The sequence below is a fragment of the Niveispirillum irakense DSM 11586 genome (assembly GCF_000429645.1).
Taxonomy (GTDB): domain Bacteria; phylum Pseudomonadota; class Alphaproteobacteria; order Azospirillales; family Azospirillaceae; genus Niveispirillum; species Niveispirillum irakense.
On the sequence record NZ_AUCG01000016.1, the window covers coordinates 332,632 to 349,861 of the forward strand.

Below are 17,230 nucleotides of genomic sequence, written 5' to 3' on the forward strand. Positions count from 1 at the left end.
GATATGGCGCTATTCTCCGGCCGCTTGAAACCTGATCCCACTTGAGAGCCAGCCCATGTCCGCCTTTGACAGCCATGCCAGTCTTACCGTCTATCGCGATGATGCGACGGGGACGAAGATCGCCCTTGCGGTCCACCGGGCGGCCAAGGGCGTGATTACGCCCGTACCCTGGCAGCGACTGCCCGGCGTGCCCCTGGAAGAGGCGGTGGATGCCGCCTTGCGGGCCGCCCGCCAGACCCGCGTCTTCGCCATGCTGGTGCCCGATGGCGATGAGGTGGACGGCGACGATCCCGTCAGTGTGCTGTCCCGCTGCCTGAGCCGCACCGACAATGACCAGCTTGCCGTTGGGCCGGAAATGCGCGGCGCTTCCAAACAGACCCCCTTCCTGGCCGCGGAGTGAGACGGATGCCCGCCCCCACCCTGACCCCGCCGCCGCAGGAAGCCCGCCCCACCGATCCCAACCGCACGGCCTGCTTCGCCGTGGTGGCGGAGCCGGACCCGGCCAGCCTGCCCCGCGTGCTGGAACTGTTCGCCAAGCGCGGGCTGATCCCGTCCTCGGTGCAGTCCCGTCTGTTTGATGGCGAGGATTCGTTGCAGGTTGACCTTCAGGTGCCGACCCTGACGCGCGACGAATCCGACTATGTCGCCCGTTGCCTGCGGGCCATCCCCCTGGTCCGGCAGGTGCTGACCTCCGAACGCCACCGCGCCGTGGTAGGGCCGGAGGCGCTGACGGCCTAGAGTGTGATCGGTTCAAATGGAATCATTTGAACCGTGAATCACACGACAAAACAAAAGCTTAGAGTCCATCTGATGCTTCAATCAGCATCGGATGGACTCTAATACCAACCCCCCTTGATCTTGACCGATCAAGGGAGGTTTCATGTTCCCTCAACGCCGGGCGCTGCCTCCGGCAGCTTGGCTTACGCGCCCATGGGGGCGCGGGCTGGCGGTCGCCAGCCTCCATTCTGCCTAAAGATCAAGCTTTAGGCAGAATGGTTAAGCACAGACACCTGCTGGTGGCCATCGCTGGACAGCGGCGGCGGCATGGGCCATGTTCCGGGCGTGAACGCACCCGGAACGACAGGTCTCCCCATGCCCACCGACATCACAGCCGCTGACACCGCCGCCGCCCTTCCGGTCGCCGATGGCAGTCCGCTTTATCTGGTGGATGGGTCTGGCTTCATCTTCCGGGCCTATCACGCGCTGCCGCCGCTGAACCGGCCGGACGGCACGCCCGTCAATGCCGTGATGGGCTTCACCAACATGCTGATGAAGCTGCTGGCGGAGTTGAAGGCCGATGCCGTGGCCATCATCTTCGACGCCAAGCGGCTGAATTTCCGCAATGAATTCTATCCCGACTATAAGGCCCACCGCCCTGACCCGCCTGAAGATCTGAAGCCGCAATTCGCCCTGATCCGGGAAGCGGTGGATGCCTTCTGCCTGCCCTGCCTGGAGATGGAAGGGTATGAGGCGGACGACCTGATCGCGACATATGCCCGCCAGGCCCGCGCCCAGGGCCGGCCCGTCACCATCGTGTCATCGGACAAGGATCTGATGCAGTTGGTGTGCGATGGCGTGCGCCTGCTGGACCCGATGAAGAACCGGCTGATCGGCCCGGATGAGGTGTTCGAGAAATTCGGCGTCACACCCGACAAGGTGGTGGATGTGCAGGCGCTGGCCGGCGACAGCGTGGATAATGTGCCGGGCGTGCCCGGCATCGGCGTGAAAACCGCCGCACAATTGATCACCGAATATGGCTCCCTGGAACAGTTGCTGGACCGGGCGAGTGAGATCAAGCAGGCCGGTCGCCGGCAGAAGCTGATGGAGAATGCCGAACTGGCCCGCATCTCCAAGCGGCTGGTGCAGTTGGACGGCAATGTGCCGGTAACGACCCCGGTGGAGGACCTGAAGGTCCGCGAGCCGGATGCGGAAAAGCTGCTGACCTGGCTGGCGACCCAGGGCTTCCGCTCCATCATCGCCAAGGTGAAGGCGGAGATCGCCGCCGATGGCACCCTGGCCGATGGGGTGGTTGCCCGCGCCATCGCCGCCGGCGGATCAGACCAGAATCGCCGCGACCTGCGCGCAGCCTTGGATGGCCGTACCTATGCGCCATCCGCCCCGGCGGAAGTGCGCGCCGATGCCCATATTCCCCGCCCGGAAAAGGTGGAGCATGTGCTGGTGGTGGAGGAGAGCGACCTCGCCGCCTGGGTGGCGGAAGGGCTGGAAGCTGGCGTGGTCGCCGTGGATACGGAAACCGACGGGCTGACGCCCACCCGCTGCAATCTGGTGGGCATCTCGCTGGCCACCAGACCGGGCCGGGCCTGCTATATCCCCATTGCCCATATCGATCCTTCCACACCGAAGGGTGACCAGGGCGGCCTGGATTTCGGCACCGCCCCGCCGCCGCCGAAACAGATTGCGTGCGACCGTGCCATGGACATTTTGCGTCCGTTGCTGGAACAGCCGGGCGTGCTGAAGGTCGGGCATAATATCAAGTTCGACCTTCAGATGTTCGCCAAGCATGGCGTCACCGTCGCCCCCATCGACGATACGATGCAGCTTTCCTATGTCATTGGCGGCGGCAAACATGGCCATGGCATGGATGAATTGGCCCAGCGCCATCTGGGCGTCACCTGTATTTCCTATGACGAGGTGACGGGCACCGGTAAGGCCCGCGTCACCTTCGACCGGGTGCCCCTGGACAAGGCCACGGCTTACGCAGCGGAAGATGCCGATATCACCCTGCGCCTGTGGCATGTGCTGAAACATGACGTGCTGGCCGACCATATGGTGACCGTCTATGAGACGATCGAACGCCCCCTGATCCCCGTCGTGGCGCAGATGGAACGCGAAGGCGTGCTGATTGACCGGGGGGTGTTGCGGGAGCTTTCCAGCGATTTCGCCAAATGGATGGCGGCACTGGAGACCGAAATCCACGCGCTCGCCGGCCGCAGCTTCAATGTCGGCAGCCCCAAGCAGTTGGGCGAAATCCTGTTCGACGAGATGAAACTGTCCGGCGCCAAGAAAAGCGCCAAGACCGGCGCCTATTCCACTGACAGCTCGGTGCTGGAAGATCTGGCCGACCAGGGCGTGCCGATTGCCCAGAAGGTGCTGGACTGGCGCCAGTTCGCCAAGCTGAAATCCACCTATACCGACGCCCTGGCCGAGCAGATCGACGCCAAGACGGGCCGTGTCCATACCAGCTTCGCGCTCGCCGCCACCTCCACCGGCCGGCTGTCCTCCACCGAGCCGAACCTGCAGAACATCCCGATCCGCACGGAGGAGGGGCGCAAGATCCGCCGCGCCTTCGTCGCCGCCCCCGGCCATGTCATGCTGTCGGTGGATTACAGCCAGATCGAGTTGCGGCTTGTGGCGGAAATGGCCGGCATCCCGGCCCTGCAGCGGGCCTTCCGCGATGGGATCGACATTCACGCCATGACGGCGAGCCAGGTGTTCGGCGTGCCGCTGGACCAGATGACGTCGGAAATCCGCCGCCGCGCCAAGGCGATCAATTTCGGCATCATCTACGGCATTTCCAGCTTCGGCCTGTCACGCCAGTTGGGCATCACACCGGGTGAGGCTGGCAGCTTCATCAAGGCCTATTTCGAGCGGTTCCCCGAATTGCAGGCCTATATGGACAAGACCAAGGCGGAAGCGCACGCCCAGGGTTATGTCACCACGATGCTGGGCCGCAAATGCTGGATTCCCGGCATTCAGGAGAAAGGCGCCCGGCGCTCCTATGCCGAGCGTCAGGCCATCAACGCCCCCATCCAGGGCACCGCCGCCGACATCATCAAGCGCGCCATGATCCGCCTGCCACACGCGCTGAAAGGCGCCGGGCTGAAGGCGCGCATGCTGCTTCAGGTGCATGACGAATTGCTGTTCGAAGTGCCGGAAGCGGAGATTGAGGCCACATCCACCCTGGTGAAACGGGTGATGGAAGGGGCGGCGGAGATTGGCATTCCGTTGGTGGCGGAAGCCGGTCACGGCCCCTCATGGGCAGAGGCGCATTAAGGGCGGAAAGGCTGCGCGACGATCCCGAAAGCCAGGCGCGTTTCACTGGAAACCCACCTGGCTCTCGACCCTTGTTCAGCGAGCGGATTCACGCGCCAAAGCGATTCCGCTTTTGTGCGATCCGCTCTACCGCCAGGACGCATCGTCGCGCGGCAGCCGGCCCGCATCATCCACCACCTGCACCTGATGCGGCGGAACGGGCGACCAGCGCCAGAAAATCGCGTTCACATCGCCCGGCTGCGCACCCGCCGCGAAACTGGGTGCCAGAATGCCGGCACAGCCTTCGCCAATCAGCCGCCTTGCCAGTGCCCAGCTTGGTGGTTCCTGCCCCCGGTCAGCCACATCCTCCCAGGCGCAGGCCAGATCGGCCCCGGTAACCCCCAAGGCCGCTAGAATCGCGGCATCGGTCAGATCGACCATATCCGCACAATCCACCTGATAGGCCATCAGTGTCATGGGCTGGGCCTTGAAGGGAAAACCCTGCTGCGCCTCCGTCCACGCCCCCTGCAGGCGCAGGGCCGTATAAAGGGCGGGCGTGCCCAAGGGGTTGAAGCGCCCGCCGAACCGCGCCGCGCCCTCCCCACTATCCGGCGCGAAGGCCCAGCGCGGATGATGGGCGCGGTAAACCACGCCTGCCCAATGCTGCTTCACGCGAAGCCGCCCAGCGCCAGCCGGGACAGATAGCGCTTCACGGCTTCCGCCCGCCCCTCCCGCACCAGATCTTCCGCGGTCTGATCCCCGAAGGAGGGCAGCGGCTGCGAGCGATACCAGGCGAAAGCCTGCTGCACCGACCCTGCCCAGGGTTGCGCCCGGTTGATGATCTCCACCAGATCGCGCAGGCGGGCCTGCGTGTTGCGGCTGTGCAGGCGTGCGGTCTTGGAGACGGCATCACGCGACAGGCCCGCCGCCTGCGCCAGTTCTGCCTTGGTCAGATGCAGATGATCAGCCAACCGATCCGTGGCGACCACACCATCCGGCAAGATCATGTCACCCAGGATAGATGCGACAGCCATTGGCAATGCCCCTGAATTTGACCCACTTCCTGGACATATGATGGGGCATCTCATGCTTTGGCACAAGCCCACGCCTTGTCCAGCGAAAGCCATATGCGGGAAAGGCGGGGCCGGGCGGGTGGAATTGTGGCATGGTGCGCGCCACATGAACCCTTTATCTCCCCTGTCTGGATTTGCGCGCCCGTGAAGAACCCGAAGAAAGAAGCCCCCTTCCCCACCAAGGAACAGGTCCTGGAATTTATCCGGGAAAGCCCGGTGCCGGTGGGCAAGCGGGAAATTGCGCGGGCCTTCCACATTACGGGCGATAACCGCGTCCTGTTGAAAGACGTGCTGCGCGACCTGGAAGGCGATGGCGCCATTGAAAAGGGCGGTCGCCGCCGTCTGGCCCCGCCGGCCAGCCTGCCGCCCGTGGGCGTGCTGATCATCAGCGATATTGATGCCGATGGCGAAGTGATCGCCCGCCCGATGAACTGGGCCGACCCGGAGAATGATCCGCCGCGTATCGTTATGCTGCCGGAACGACGGGGTCAGGCGGGCTTTGCCATCGGCGACCGAGTGCTGGCGCGGCTGAACCGGCTGCGCGACGATTATTACGAAGGCAAAACGATCCGTAAGTTGGATGGAAACCAGCAGGCGCAGATGGTGGGCGTCTATGAGCTGGGACGTGAGGGTGGGCGGCTGCGCCCCGCCGACCGCCGCGCCAAGGCTGAATTCGTCATCCTGCCGCAGAATGCCGGCGACGCGAAGCCCGGCGATCTGGTGGTGGCCGAAGTGCTGCCCTCTTCCCGCCTGGGCCTGAAACAGGCCCGCGTGGTGGAGGTGTTGGGCGGCATTGATGAACCCCGCGCCATCAGCCTGATCGCCATCCACCAGCACGGCATCCCCACCATTTTCCCCAGCGCTGCCCTGGAAGAGGCGGCAGCGGCGGAGGAACCGACGCTGGCCGGTCGCACCGACCTGCGCGATTACCCGCTGGTGACGATCGACGGCGCCGATGCCCGCGATTTCGACGATGCGGTCTTTGCCGAACCGGACACGGACCCGAACAACAAAGGCGGCTTCCATCTGCTGGTGGCGATTGCCGATGTCAGCTTCTATGTCCGCCCCGGCAGCGCGCTGGACCGGTCGGCCTATGAGCGGGGGAATAGCTGCTACTTCCCCGACCGGGTGGTGCCGATGCTGCCCGAGGCGCTGTCGAACGAGCTGTGCAGCCTGAAGCCGAACGTCAACCGCGCTTGCCTGGCCGTGCATATCTGGATCGACGCATCGGGCCAGATCAAGCGGCACAAATTCGTGCGCGGGCTGATGCGGTCCGCCGCGCGGCTGGTCTATGAGCAGGTACAGGCGGCCCAGGATGGGCAGCCGGACGAGGTGACCGGCCCGCTGCTGGACCCGGTGATCCGCCCGCTTTACCAGGCCTATGAAGTGCTGGCGCATGCGCGGTCGCGCCGGGGCACGCTGGAACTGGATCTGCCGGAACGCAAGGTGGCGATCGGGGAGGATGGCAAGGTGGCCAGCATCGGCGTGCGCGCCCGGTTGGACAGCCACCGGCTGGTCGAAGAATTCATGATCGCCGCCAATGTGGCCGCCGCCGAAGCCCTGGAAGCGAAATCCAGCCCCTGCATGTACCGCGCCCATGCCGAACCCGCCCTGGACAAGCTGGAACCGCTGCGCGAGTTCCTGAAAAGCATGGGCTATAATCTGGCCAAGGGTCAGGTGCTGCGCCCCGCCGCCTTCACCAACATATTGGAGAAGGCCAAAGGCACGCCGGAATCGGAACTGATCTCCACCGTCATCCTGCGGTCCCAGGCCCAGGCGGTCTATCAGCCGGATAATATCGGCCATTTCGGGCTGGCGCTGACCCGCTACGCCCATTTCACCAGCCCCATCCGCCGCTATGCCGATCTGCTGGTCCATCGCGCCCTGGTGCGCGCCTATGGGCTGGGTGATGGCGGCCTGACGGATGAGGAGATGGGCCGGTTCGACAAGATGGGTGAGCAGATTTCCGGTACCGAGCGCCGCGCCGCTGAGGCGGAACGTGACGCGCTGGACCGTTATGTCGCTGCATATCTGTCCGACCGGGTGGGCGCGCTTTTCAGCGGCAAGACCAGCGGGGTCACCCATTTTGGCCTGTTCGTCACGCTGGACGAGACGGGGGCGGAGGGCATTATCCCCATCTCCACCCTGCCCGATGATTTCTATGACCATGACGAAATCCACCATGCCCTGATCGGGCGCCGTCACCGCCGGGTCTTCACCCTGGGCGACCGGGTGAAGGTGCGGTTGATTGAGGCTGACGCCATCACCGGTTCCATGGTCTTCCGCCTGCTGCACGATGATGGGTCGGAAATGCCGGCCGGCCGGGGCAGCGGCGCCGGGGCCAGCCATCGCGGCAAGGGCAAGCGGGGCGAAGAAGCGCCGCCCACCAGCATCGACGCTCCCCGGCCCGCCCGTCGCCGGCGGTGATGGAAACCCCCGTGACAACAGTAAATTGTGACCTTTTGCGACCATGCACGGCTTTACGACACCGGCGCGCTGGGGCAGAGTTAACCCTATGAGGTGCGGCAGATCATAAGCGGCACCCGCCCATGGGGGAAATGTTCGCATGGTGAAACGGCTGGCGCCTGTCCTGCTTCTGTTCAGCCTTATCGGGGGGTGCGCCGCCAATCATGCCGGCCCGTCGGCCACGTCCAAATCCGCCAGCGTCACGGCAGAACAGCTTTTCACCGTCGCCCTGCGCCCCATCGCCGATAATTGGCTGAAGCCGGTTGCCCTCCAGCAACTGGTGGGGGACGGGCTGCGCCGGGTGGCGGCCGCCGACAAGGCATTGTGGCTGGTGGAGGATACGGACCATTTCGTGCTGGTGCGCGATGGCAAGGAGCAGGCGCGCCTGCCCATGCCCACCGATGCCATGCCGGAGCGGTGGGCCAGCCTGACCGCAGACATGCTGCGGGCCATGATCGCCGCCTCCCCCACCCTGGCACGCAAGGACAAGGAAGCCGTCTATCGCGACATGTTCGATGGAATGATGGCCGATCTGGACCCCTATTCCCGCTATGCCGAACCCAACCGTGCCCAGCAGGAACGCTCGCAACGGGAAGGCTATGACGGGATCGGCATCACGATCCGGGAAGTGAACGGCTTTTACGAGGTGGCCGATCTGGTGGCCGATGGGCCGGCAGCGGAAGCCGGCGTGCGCCAGGGAGAACGTATCCTGGCCGTATCCGGCACGCGCACCATCGGCATCCCTTACGAGACGCTGGCCAGCCTGATTCAGGGGCCCGACGGCACCAGCGTGGAAATGAAGCTGGGCACCGATGAACAGCGGGCGCGGACCCTGACGGTCAAGCGCCGCCATCTGGTGCCCAATACGGTGAAGGCCAGCCTGGAAAACGGCATCGCCGTCCTGCGGATCGAACGGTTCAACAATGGCACCCAGGATTATGTCCGCGCCGCGCTGACCAAGGCCCAGGCATCGCCCGGCGGGCTGAAGGGTGTGGTCATGGATCTGCGCGGCAATCCCGGCGGCGTGATGGTTCAGGCCGTGGGCGTGGTCAACCTGTTCGTGAACCAGGGCCGCATCATCACCACGCGCGGCCGCCACCCCAATTCCGTGCAATGGTTCGAGGCGCAGCGCTCGGTCGCCGCCTTCCCCGATGTGCCGCTGGTCGTGCTGATTGACGGGCATACCGCGTCATCGGCGGAGATTGTCGCCGCTTCCCTCCAGGATGCCGGGCGCGCCATGCTGATCGGCACGTCCAGCTTCGGCAAGGGCAGTGTCCAGCTTGTCAGCCAATTGCCCAATGGCGGGGAGCTGTTCATCACCTGGTCGCGAATCTATGCCCCCAGCGGCTATAGTTTCGACCTTCAGGGCGTGCAGCCCAATCTTTGCATCGCCCGGCCGGGTGTGACGCGCGAGTCGTTGCTGGCCGCGGCGGCACGACCGGACCAGGGCGCACAAACCACACTGGTCCGCCAGCGGATGGCAGCATCGGATGATGCCCAGGCCCTGGCCGCCTTGCGTGAGGCCTGTCCGGCCAGCCTTCCAGCCGATGGCGGGATGGTCACGGCGGAAACCGGCCTGTCGCTGGCCCGGTCGCTTTTGGCCGATACCGGGCTTTACCGGCAAGCCTTGGCATCCCGTCACATCAACGTTGCGGAACGATAGGGTCTTTACCCTTGACAGATGGGGGCGGATCAGTAGATTCCGCCGCTGTACCGTGTCGGGATAGCTCGTCGCGGAGAGGATTGTTTTGGATCGGCCGCGCGTCCTTGCGGTGGCCGCAAGTCAGACGCAGGTAGGATTTATCATGGCTAAGCAGAACACTGTGCTGATCAAGTTGGTGAGCACCGCCGACACGGGCTACTTCTATGTGAAGAAGAAGAACCCGCGGAAGACCACCGAGAAGCTGGAATTCAACAAGTATGATCCGGTGGCCCGCAAGCACGTTGCCTTCAAGGAATCCAAGATGAAGTAATCTTCCCCTATGGGAAGATGCCATCTGGCTCCGACAGAACCCCGCCCTCACCGGCGGGGTTTTTGTTTTGGCGCTTCGGCTAGGGGGGCGGCGCTGAAGGCCCTCAGCAGGCGGGCGCGCCACCCCTCTTTGACAAAGCCATCTGCTTGGTGAAATTAATATTGATTCTCAAAATCAATCGCATTATCAAATTGCGAGTAGTTCGCAACTGATGATGAAGGCGCCCGACAAATGCGGCGGAGTATGACGGCACTTCCCCTGGTGATGATGGCCCTGGCCGGCCCGGCGCACGCCCAGACGGCAGAGCAGGCCCAACAGGTGGCGGAAGCCCCCACCCAGGTGAGTGAGATCACGGTGATCGCCACCCGCACCCCGAAGGAAACGGTGGATGCGCCCGCCACGGTCAGCGTGATCGACGCCAAGCGAATCGACGATCTGCTGGTCAAGGACATTAAGGATCTGATCCGGTATGAGCCGGGCGTGTCCGTGCGTACCGCACCCGCCCGCTTCACCGCCGCTGGCGCCAATACCGGCCGCGATGGCAATAGCGGTTTCAATATCCGTGGCCTGGAAGGCAACCGCGTCCTGATCCAGACTGACGGCATCCGCGTGCCGGATGCCTTTGCCTTTGGCGGCCAATCGGTCGGGCGGGGTGATTATGTCGATCTGGACCTGATGAAGTCGGTGGAAATCCTGCGCGGCCCGGCATCGGCGCTCTATGGCAGCGATGGCCTGGCCGGTGCCGTCAGCTTCGTCACCAAAGACCCGGCCGATTTCCTGAAAGACGGGAAATGGTATGGCGGTCAGGTGAAGGTTGGCTATGCCGGGGCGGATGATAGCTGGTCCAAGGGCATGGTCTTCGCCAGTGGCAGCGGCGCCTGGGGGGCGATGGTCGCCTATAACCGGCGCGACAGCAAGGCGACCGAGAATCAGGGCGATGTCGGCGGCACGGGTGCGGCCCGCACCAAGCCCAACCCGCAGGATATTGGCAGCAATAGCGGCTTGGCCAAGCTGGTTTTCCAGCCCAACGACGCCCATCGCCTGCGCTTTACCTATGACCATAGCGACAGCGACATGACAGCCGATGTGCTGACATCGGCCAGCGCCACGGTCACCGGCACCCGCGTGCATGACACATCCTCGCGCGACCGGATCAGCCTGGACCATGAATATCAGGCCAATCTGCCGGCGCTGGAAGCACTGCATTGGACCGCCTATCATCAGGATAGCGACACGCGGCAATATTCGTTGGAAGATCGCACGGTTCTGGCCGACCGGGTGCGCGACAATTATTTCGATAACAAGGTCACCGGCATCAATCTCGATGCCCGTACCCGCCTGAAGGGCGATGGCGTAGAGCATCTGCTGGTCTATGGCGGCGATTACTCCCTCACCAAGCAGGTTGGCACCCGTGATGGCACCCTGCCGCCGGTGGGGGAGACCTATCCGACCCGCGCCTTCCCGACGACAGATTACACGCTGGCCGGCCTGTTCCTGCAGGATGAGGTGACGCTGCTGGGCGGTGATCTCTCCCTGTTCCCGGCCCTGCGCTACGACTATTACAAGCTGGACCCGCAGAATGACCCGATGTTCGTCGGCACCCCGACAGGACAGAGCGATGACCGGCTGTCGCCGAAATTCAGCGCGCTTTACTGGGTAGACCCGATGGTCGGCCTGTTTGGCAATTATGCTGAAGGCTTCAAGGCCCCCGCGCCCAGCCAGGTGAATAACGGCTTCGCCAACCCGGTGATGAATTACCGCTCCATCTCCAACCCCGACCTGCGGCCGGAAACCAGCCGCACGGTGGAAGGCGGCTTCCGCTTCAAGGGTGAGGACTGGAATGCCAGCGTCACCGCCTATGCCGGCTGGTACAAAAACTTCATTGAGCAGGTGATGGTATCCGGCAATTTCACCCCCACCAACCCGGCAACATACCAGTTCGTCAATCTGGCGCGGGTGGAGATCAGCGGTGTGGAGGCCAAAGGCCATCTGAAACTGTCTGAAGGCTTCGGCCTGATCGGGGCCGCCGCCTATGCCAAGGGGGACGAGAAGGAAGATGGGGTCAAGACGCCACTGGCTAGCGTCGATCCGTTCAAGCTGACCGTCGGCCTGACCTGGCAGGAGGAGGAGGACCGGTTCGGCGGTCAGGTGATCGGCACCTACAGCGCCGGCAAGTCATCGGGCCGCGTGGCCAGCACCACGGCCTTCCGCCCGGATGATTTCCTGCTGCTGGATGCCACCGCCTATTGGAACATCTCCGAAAACGCCACGCTGCGCGCCGGCCTGTTCAATATCTTCGACAAAAAATACTGGTGGTGGAGCGATGTGCGCGGCGTGGCCGCCACCTCCAGCACGCTCGACAGCTACACCCAGCCCGGTCGCAATATCAGCGCCTCGCTGACGATCAAGCTGTGAGGGGGATGATGACCATGCTGAAGCGCCGCCACCTTCTCGCCGCCGCCCTGGCCCTGCCGCTGTTCTCGAGCGTGCCCGCCCTGGCGCAGAATGCCGCTGCCCCGGCAGCGGATTGCGGCAAGCCCGACTGCACGCAGTTCAACCGCGACCGTGCCGCTATCCTTTCCATGACCGGCACCTACCGCGTCACCTTCCATTTCCATGAAACCGCCGCCTTCGTGCCCGGCTATGAACCGCTGGAGCCCAAGCGCTCCGGCGGGTTCGAGGCGGTGCGGGTGATTGAGGATACGGGCCGCACCATCCGGTTACAGCATTTGCTGGTGGTGAAGGATGAGGAAGATAAGCCCTTCATCATCAAGCATTGGCGCCAGGACTGGACCTATGAGCCGGAAAGCGTACTGACCTATGCCGGCCCCGACCAGTGGAAGGTAAAGCAAGTGGATGCCGCCAAGCGCGAAGGTGCCTGGGCACAGACCGTATGGCAGACGGACGATTCGCCCCGCTATGGCGGGGTCGGCCACTGGTCCTATGATCGCGGCGAAACCCGCTGGATCAGCGATGAAACCGCCCGCCCGCTGGCCCGCCGCGATGCCGTCCGCAAGCCGGTTTATGACCATTATATCGGCACCAACCGCCATGCGCTGACCCATGAGGGATGGGTGCATGAGCAGGATAATGCCAAGGTCGGCACCCGTGACGGTCAGCCCCAGACCATCGTGCATGAGGTGGTGCTGAACAGCTATCGCCCGTCGACCGAGTTCGATTTCGCCGCCGCCGACAGCTATATGGCCAAGACCGCCACCTTCTGGGCCGCCGTCCGGCGCGCCTGGGACGAGGTGGCAGCCCAGACCGGCGGCATCCATCTGGTGCAGGAAGCCGAGAATGGCTCCTCTACCGGTAAGCAGTTGATGGAATTGGCCGATGCCGTGAATGACGGCAAGACGGCGACCAATGATGCCGTGGCGCAGGCCAAAGCCCTGATTGCCAAAGCCACGGCCCCGGAACCGGCGAAAGCCGGCGCGTCGCGGGGGTGACGCGGGACCGGGCGGGGATGGAACCTGAAGCCCCCATCCCCGCCGGTCCGTCTTCTCTTATGACTACTCTCAACCTGGAAAGTCCCCTGACCCCGGAAGCCGCCGCTTCCGGGGTACTTTTTTGGGGAAGACGAACGGGACAGCGCTGGAATCAAGCCGGCAACCAGTGGCTTTGTGCTGATGTCCGTGATTTCTGAAAGACAGTAGCGGTCTTGCCCGGCCCCCGTCCCATGACTGACGTGTCAAATCCCATATGGGCGTAAAATCCGCGCTGGTCGGCGGCCGGAAGGGCCACCTCCATATCAGACACATGGCGGGATGTAATTTCCTTTGCCATGGCAAAGACCAGCAGAGCACCAACGCCCTTCAGGTCATCATACCCATGACCCTTTGTTTCAATATGCATCAAGTAGGCAATTGGGGATTCTTTATGGTTATTATAATATTGTATTTCGAATTTTATGAACATATCCGTCAGTTTTCCATCAACAAAGACGGAAACCTTGAAATTCCGACACATCCCCTTACGATTTGTGGCGACTGATTTACTCTGGATCAGCGTGAGGAAGCGATTTTTTGAAAAAAATCCTGTATGCGCATATTTAAAGCGCAATTGATCACCATGAACCACCCCAGACGATTCCGCCTGCTGGCGCGCTGCAATAGCCCCCATATCCTCCATTTCGACCTCCATCGGAGGGTCCTGGAAAAAGGGCTGTAAGACCCTGCCCCGACTGAAATGGGGATGGTGGCGGTGAGCTAAGGGAAGGAGAGGAGAACGGCCAGCCTTCCTTTGTACTGGACCAAGTTGCCCGTGGCCTGTTGGCCAGGAAATGGGCGGGGGTGGGTAGCGTTTCATAGACCGCAACCTCCAATGACCAGATCATCCAGTCAGACAGGTCAGCGGCCTTCTGTCAATTTCCAGGCACGGAAAGGCCCGGCTTCAACCTCCAAGCGGGACGGCCCTCGCACAAGGAGGGCCGTCCGCTCAAAAGATCAAGCCATCAAGCCGCCGGCTTCACCCAACGCAGCACCGGCTTGCGAGCCGCCTGGGTTTCGTCCAGGCGCTTGCGCGGGGTCAGGCGCGGGCTGGCCTGGAAATGGGCCAGATCGCCGGCCTTCGCCTTTTCCGTCAGATGGCGCATGGTGGCGATGAAACGGTCCAGCGTCTGCTTGCTTTCCGTTTCCGTCGGCTCGATCAGCAAAGCCCCATGCACGACCAGCGGGAAATACATGGTCATGGGGTGATAGCCCTCGTCGATCATCGCCTTGGCGAAGTCCAGCGGCGTGACGCCGGTGCCCTTCAGGAAGCGATCATCGAACAAAGCCTCATGCATGCAGGGGCCGTCGAACGAGGCCGACATGACATCCTTCAGGCTGGCCAGCACGTAATTGGCATTCAGCACCGCATCGGATGCCACCTGCCGCAGCCCATCCGCCCCGTGGGACAGGATATAGGCCAGCGCGCGCACGAACATGCCCATCTGGCCGTGGAAGCCCTTCAGCCGGCCGAACGGCTGGGCCTTGCCGGCATCCTTGGCATGTTCGACCAGCGTGAACCCATCCTTGCCATGCACCACGAAGGGCAGCGGGGCATAGGGAGCCAGCGCGTCGGACAGGACCACCGGGCCGGAGCCCGGACCGCCGCCGCCATGCGGGGTGGAGAAGGTCTTGTGCAGGTTGATATGCATGGCGTCCACGCCCAGATCGGCGGGGCGGACCCGGCCGACGATGGCGTTGTAATTGGCACCGTCGCAATAGAAATAGCCGCCCGCCGCATGAACGGCATCGGCGATTTCCCGGATCTGCGGTTCGAACAGGCCGCAGGTATTGGGGTTGGTCAGCATGATGCAGGCGACATCATCGCCCAGCTTGGCCTTCACCGCCTCCACACTGACGCGGCCATTTTCTTCCGCCGGGATGGTGTCCACGGTGAAGCCGCAGAAAGCTGCCGTTGCCGGGTTGGTGCCATGGGCCGATTCCGGCACCAGCACGCGGCGCCGATGGCTTTCGCCCCGCGCATCCAGGGCGGCATGAATGGCCATCAGGCCGCACAGTTCGCCATGGGCACCAGCACCGGGCGACATGGCGATGGCGGGCATCCCCGTCAGCGTCTTCAGCCAATGGGCCAGCTGGTCGATCAGCTCCAGCGCCCCCTGCACGGTTTCCACCGGCTGGAGCGGGTGGATATCGCCAAAGCCCGGCAGCCGCGCCATCTTTTCATTCAGGCGCGGGTTATGCTTCATCGTGCACGACCCCAGCGGGTACATGGTCGTGTCGATGGCAAAATTCTTCTGGGACAGCCGGGTGTAATGGCGCACCACATCCGGCTCGGCCAGGGAGGGCAGGCCGACGCCGGCGCGGGTCTTCACCCCACCCAGGCGGGTCTTGGTGGTGACCGGGGCTTCCAGGTCAACGCCGACAGCGCCGGGGTTATCCAGCTCAAAAATCAGCGCTTCTTCCTGCTGCAACGCCTTGTTGCCGGTGAAGGTGACAAACTCGCCGGCGACCGTCACGGCATGGGGGGTGCTGTCGCGACCCTGATTATTCATGGCCATCAGAGAACCTCCTCCAGGCCGCGCACCAGCGCGTCCATGTCTTCCAGGCTGTTGACCTCGGTGCTGGCGACCAGCAACAAATCTTCCAGCCCTTCCATATCCGGGTAGAAGCGGCTGACCGGCACACCGGCCAGGATGCCGCGTTCGGCCAGCTTGGACACGACCTTGGCCGCCTTCTTGGGCAGCTTCACGGTGAATTCGTTGAAGAACCCGTCATTGACGAGTTTCACACCCTTCACCGCTTCCAGCTTGTCAGCCAGGGTCACGGCATTGGCGTGGTTCACCTGGGCCAACTGGGTCAGCCCCTGTTCGCCCAGCAGCGACAGGTGGATGGTGAAGGCCAGCGCGCACAGGCCGGAATTGGTGCAGATGTTCGACGTGGCCTTCTCGCGGCGGATATGCTGCTCGCGCGTCGACAGCGTCAGCACGAAGCCGCGCTTGCCATCGGCATCCACCGTCTGGCCGCAGAGGCGACCCGGCATTTGGCGCACATATTTGTCGCGGGTGGCGAACAGGCCGACATAGGGGCCGCCGAAATTCAGCCCATTGCCGATGCTTTGCCCTTCGCAGACGACGATATCGGCACCCATCTCACCCGGCGGGGTCAACAGGCCCAGCGACACCACCTCCGTCACCACCACGATGACCAGCGCACCCTTTGCATGGGCGGCCTCGCACAGGGCGGTGAAGTCACGCAGGTGGCCGAACAGCGACGGCGTCTGCACCACGATGCAGGCGGTCTCGCCATCGATCAGGGCGGACAGATCCTCGGCATTCTTCCAGTCCGGGGCCTGGGCGCGGATATCCATGCCCATGACGCCGCAGGTGGTTTCCACCACCGACCGGTAATGCGGGTGCAGCCCGCCGGACAGGATGACCTTGTTGCGCTTATTGATGCGGGCGGCCATCAGCACGGCTTCCGCCGTGCCGGTCGCCCCGTCATACATGGAGGCGTTGGCCACATCCATACCGGTCAGCAGCGCCACCTGGGTCTGGAATTCAAACAGGTACTGCAAAGTGCCCTGGGTGACTTCCGGCTGATACGGCGTATAGCTGGTCAGGAATTCCCCGCGCAGCAGCAACTGGTCGACCGAAGCCGGCACATGATGCTTATAGGCGCCGCCGCCGATGAAGAACGGCACGGTGGAGGCGGTGGTGTTCTTGGCGGCCAGACGGGACAGATGGCGTTCCACCGCCAACTCGCCCATATGGTCGGACAGGCCCGCGATGGGGCCCTTCAGGCGGGCCTGTTCGGGCACGTCACGGAACAGGGCATCCACGCTGTCCACCCCGATGGTGGCCAGCATGGCGCTGCGGTCGGTTTCGGTCAGCGGCAGGTAACGCATCACAGCCCCGCGATGAAGGACTTGTAGGCGGCCTCGTCCAGCAGCGCCTCAAACTGGGCCATGTCCTTGATCTTCATCTTGAAGAACCAGCCGGCCCCTTCCGGATCGGTGTTGACCAGCGACGGCTCGTCGGCGACGGCTGCATTGCCTTCCACCACGGTGCCATCGACCGGGGCATAGACCTCAGAGGCGGCCTTCACCGATTCGACCACGGCGGCATCCTTGCCCTTGGTCAATTCGCGGCCGGCTTCCGGCACCTCAACAAACACCACATCGCCCAGCGCCTGCTGGGCATAATCGGTGATGCCGACGGTGGCGACATCGCCGTCAAGCTTGATCCACTCATGGTCCTGGGTGAAACGGATGGTCATG

At 63.5% G+C, this 17,230-nt stretch carries 14 protein-coding genes; 8 read left to right on the forward strand and 6 right to left on the reverse strand.

The annotated features are described in order from the left end of the window. Nucleotides 1-55 precede the first annotated feature (55 nt). From G473_RS0105015 to polA, 3 genes are all read left to right on the forward strand, one after another. Nucleotides 56-400: a hypothetical protein gene (locus G473_RS0105015; RefSeq protein ID WP_029012207.1), complete on the forward strand. Its 345-nt coding sequence runs from the start codon at nt 56-58 to the stop codon at nt 398-400. Between the two features lie 5 nt (nt 401-405). After that, the gene (locus tag G473_RS25145; RefSeq protein ID WP_051329887.1) at nt 406-738 is read left to right on the forward strand and encodes a hypothetical protein; all 333 of its coding nucleotides are present in this window, start codon (nt 406-408) and stop codon (nt 736-738) included. 354 nt (nt 739-1,092) lie between these two features. Continuing rightward, nucleotides 1,093-4,014 carry a DNA polymerase I gene (gene polA, locus G473_RS0105025; RefSeq protein WP_051329888.1) on the forward strand — a complete coding sequence of 974 codons (2,922 nt, stop codon included), beginning with the start codon at nt 1,093-1,095 and terminating at the stop codon, nt 4,012-4,014. 126 nt (nt 4,015-4,140) lie between these two features. Here polA and G473_RS0105030 read toward each other — a convergent pair whose 3' ends face one another. After that, a complete protein-coding gene (locus tag G473_RS0105030) occupies nt 4,141-4,665 on the reverse strand; it encodes an RES family NAD+ phosphorylase (RefSeq protein WP_245579991.1) in 525 nt (174 codons plus the stop codon). Then, a complete protein-coding gene (locus G473_RS0105035) occupies nt 4,662-5,027 on the reverse strand; it encodes an antitoxin Xre/MbcA/ParS toxin-binding domain-containing protein (protein ID WP_029012210.1) in 366 nt (121 codons plus the stop codon). Before G473_RS0105035 ends, G473_RS0105030 begins: the two co-directional genes overlap by 4 nt. Before the next feature lie 183 nt (nt 5,028-5,210). Between G473_RS0105035 and rnr the strand changes: the two genes are divergently transcribed. The 5 genes from rnr to G473_RS25155 all read left to right on the forward strand — a co-directional run bounded on the left by rnr (nt 5,211) and on the right by G473_RS25155 (nt 12,954). Continuing rightward, nucleotides 5,211-7,493 carry a ribonuclease R gene (gene rnr, locus G473_RS0105040; RefSeq protein ID WP_029012211.1) on the forward strand — a complete coding sequence of 761 codons (2,283 nt, stop codon included), beginning with the start codon at nt 5,211-5,213 and terminating at the stop codon, nt 7,491-7,493. Nucleotides 7,494-7,632: 139 nt separating this feature from the next. Continuing rightward, nucleotides 7,633-9,195 (forward strand): S41 family peptidase, encoded by a 1,563-nt coding sequence (locus tag G473_RS25150; protein ID WP_051329889.1) that lies wholly within the window; start codon nt 7,633-7,635, stop codon nt 9,193-9,195. A 142-nt stretch (nt 9,196-9,337) separates the two neighbouring features. Next, nucleotides 9,338-9,505 carry a 50S ribosomal protein L33 gene (gene rpmG / locus G473_RS0105050; protein ID WP_029012212.1) on the forward strand — a complete coding sequence of 56 codons (168 nt, stop codon included), beginning with the start codon at nt 9,338-9,340 and terminating at the stop codon, nt 9,503-9,505. 243 nt (nt 9,506-9,748) lie between these two features. Further along, a complete protein-coding gene (locus tag G473_RS0105055) occupies nt 9,749-11,920 on the forward strand; it encodes a TonB-dependent hemoglobin/transferrin/lactoferrin family receptor (protein WP_029012213.1) in 2,172 nt (723 codons plus the stop codon). A gap of 14 nt (nt 11,921-11,934) precedes the next feature. Then, nucleotides 11,935-12,954, forward strand: coding sequence for a DUF6607 family protein (locus G473_RS25155; protein ID WP_210163225.1), 1,020 nt, complete (start codon nt 11,935-11,937; stop codon nt 12,952-12,954). A gap of 151 nt (nt 12,955-13,105) precedes the next feature. Here the strand turns inward: G473_RS25155 and G473_RS0105065 are convergent, their stop codons facing one another. From G473_RS0105065 to gcvH, 4 genes are all read right to left on the reverse strand, one after another. Beyond that, a complete protein-coding gene (locus tag G473_RS0105065) occupies nt 13,106-13,648 on the reverse strand; it encodes a hypothetical protein (RefSeq protein WP_029012214.1) in 543 nt (180 codons plus the stop codon). A gap of 310 nt (nt 13,649-13,958) precedes the next feature. Then, nucleotides 13,959-15,512 (reverse strand): aminomethyl-transferring glycine dehydrogenase subunit GcvPB, encoded by a 1,554-nt coding sequence (gene gcvPB, locus G473_RS0105070; RefSeq protein ID WP_029012215.1) that lies wholly within the window; start codon nt 15,510-15,512, stop codon nt 13,959-13,961. After that, nucleotides 15,512-16,858 carry an aminomethyl-transferring glycine dehydrogenase subunit GcvPA gene (gene gcvPA, locus G473_RS0105075; protein WP_029012216.1) on the reverse strand — a complete coding sequence of 449 codons (1,347 nt, stop codon included), beginning with the start codon at nt 16,856-16,858 and terminating at the stop codon, nt 15,512-15,514. The genes gcvPB and gcvPA overlap by 1 nt, the downstream gene beginning before the upstream one ends. After that, nucleotides 16,858-17,229 carry a glycine cleavage system protein GcvH gene (gene gcvH, locus G473_RS0105080; protein ID WP_029012217.1) on the reverse strand — a complete coding sequence of 124 codons (372 nt, stop codon included), beginning with the start codon at nt 17,227-17,229 and terminating at the stop codon, nt 16,858-16,860. The genes gcvPA and gcvH overlap by 1 nt, the downstream gene beginning before the upstream one ends. Nucleotide 17,230: the final 1 nt, after the last annotated feature.

Bases quoted from the DNA above. Each gene is read 5' to 3' on its own strand.
- G473_RS25145 (WP_051329887.1), top strand. From the start codon at position 406: ATGCCCGCCCCCACCCTGACCCCGCCGCCGCAGGAAGCCCGCCCCACC.
- G473_RS0105015 (WP_029012207.1), top strand. From the start codon at position 56: ATGTCCGCCTTTGACAGCCATGCCAGTCTTACCGTCTATCGCGATGAT.
- gcvPA (WP_029012216.1), bottom strand. From the start codon at position 16,858: ATGCGTTACCTGCCGCTGACCGAAACCGACCGCAGCGCCATGCTGGCC.
- polA (WP_051329888.1), top strand. From the start codon at position 1,093: ATGCCCACCGACATCACAGCCGCTGACACCGCCGCCGCCCTTCCGGTC.
- gcvPB (WP_029012215.1), bottom strand. From the start codon at position 15,512: ATGGCCATGAATAATCAGGGTCGCGACAGCACCCCCCATGCCGTGACG.
- rpmG (WP_029012212.1), top strand. From the start codon at position 9,338: ATGGCTAAGCAGAACACTGTGCTGATCAAGTTGGTGAGCACCGCCGAC.
- G473_RS0105055 (WP_029012213.1), top strand. From the start codon at position 9,749: ATGACGGCACTTCCCCTGGTGATGATGGCCCTGGCCGGCCCGGCGCAC.
- G473_RS25150 (WP_051329889.1), top strand. From the start codon at position 7,633: ATGGTGAAACGGCTGGCGCCTGTCCTGCTTCTGTTCAGCCTTATCGGG.
- G473_RS0105065 (WP_029012214.1), bottom strand. From the start codon at position 13,648: ATGGAGGTCGAAATGGAGGATATGGGGGCTATTGCAGCGCGCCAGCAG.
- gcvH (WP_029012217.1), bottom strand. From the start codon at position 17,229: ATGACCATCCGTTTCACCCAGGACCATGAGTGGATCAAGCTTGACGGC.
- G473_RS0105035 (WP_029012210.1), bottom strand. From the start codon at position 5,027: ATGGCTGTCGCATCTATCCTGGGTGACATGATCTTGCCGGATGGTGTG.
- G473_RS25155 (WP_210163225.1), top strand. From the start codon at position 11,935: ATGCTGAAGCGCCGCCACCTTCTCGCCGCCGCCCTGGCCCTGCCGCTG.